This window comes from Rhizobium sp. P32RR-XVIII (assembly GCF_012641395.1).
Lineage (GTDB): Bacteria > Pseudomonadota > Alphaproteobacteria > Rhizobiales > Rhizobiaceae > Rhizobium.
On the sequence record NZ_JABAIH010000071.1, the window covers coordinates 1 to 1,407 of the forward strand.

General features: G+C 61.6%; 1 protein-coding gene. It reads right to left on the reverse strand.

Annotation, left to right across the window (positions count from 1 at the left end; genetic code table 11):
- On the reverse strand, window positions 1-1,220 hold a 1,220-nt coding region (locus HGP14_RS35080), incomplete at its 3' end, for a glycosyltransferase (RefSeq protein WP_168834369.1).
- Window positions 1,221-1,407 lie beyond the last annotated feature (187 nt).

The window sequence follows — 1,407 nt, forward strand, 5'->3', positions numbered from 1 at the left end:
CTGGCCATGAAGGAGGCGCGCGCGCGATACCTCTGCGTATCGAGGGCAGTCCGGACGGCCCCGCGCAATAGCTGCGGCGTCGGTGCATTGGTTCCAAGGTTGATGCCGACCCCGGACCAGCCGACCCGCGCGTTCACGTCGGCCTTATCTTCGGTCAGCCCTGCCGTGACCAAGGGAACACCAAAGCTCATCGCCTGGTTGACACTGCCATAGCCGCCATTGGTAACCAGTAGGTCAGTTTTTGGCAGGATCCACTCGAATGGCAGATAGCTGGCCACCCGCGCATTGGTCGGGAGGGGGCCCGGGATTGCCTCGAGTGGACGCCCGCCTGCAGTGACGACCACGAGCACGTCCGCCTCATTAGCCAGCGCGGCCAAGGTTGGGGCAACCAAGAGACCGAAATCGTGGTTCGCTACTGTCCCCTGAGTGACCAGGACCACCTTCTTCCGGCCGTCCAGCTCATCCGCCCAGGGCGGGAGTGGCGCCTGGTTCGGGATCATGGGCAACGCGCCGATGAACTGCACCGAAGGCGGGAGCATGCGCGGGAACTCGAAGCTCGGCACCGTCAGCTGCATGTAGGCATCTGCGAGTCCGACGATCGACTCGAAAAGGGACGTCGAGAGCTGGCCAACGCCCATGGCATCCAAGAACCCGTTTACGCGACGCGCGACAGGTTGGTTGACGATGTCGTCATACTCCTGGGCGACGATCGCGTATTCCTCGCGCTGCGCCTGGGTGGTTGCAGGGGACAAGCCGAGGAAGTTTGGTGCTCCGTCCTCGCGGTGCCAATGCAGGATCGAGGTGCCGAAAAGCGCAATTGGGGGCCGCTTCGAGCGGGGTGCGAGGAGCATTGGCAGGAGGCCACAAAAGAAGTCATCGCCTATCAGGATCTCGGCGGGGAAATCGCGCAGCACCTGTTGCAAGCACTGATGCTGCGCGGGAATGTGGTCGACGAACAAACGCTCTATGATGAGGCGTAACAACTCCAGCCCCGGAGGTGTCTCCTTCAGTTCGGGATACTTCGAGAAAGGATCCACCACATCCTGATCCGCACTGGCAGGGATGGGACGAAACATGGCGCCGATACTTTTGACGCGCTCATGAAAGGCGCTCCCTGTGACAGCCATCACCTCGTGACCTTCGGCCATCAGGATGCGCGCGATTCCGAGCATTGGATTGACATGGCCCGGCGCTGGCGTCGTGGCAATAACGATTTTCATATGATCCTGGTCCTCGGGTTTGAGTGCAGCCACGGCTACTTTGTTTCGAAAGCGGTCCAGCTGACAGGTGCAGGCACCGCTGGCGTGACGGTGCTAAGCGATTGGGCGTTTATTAGGCTGCAAAGCCCCGGTCTCAGCCGGCAACATTGAGAACGACCCCTCGGGATGGCTGCCTTCCGGCGCCGAC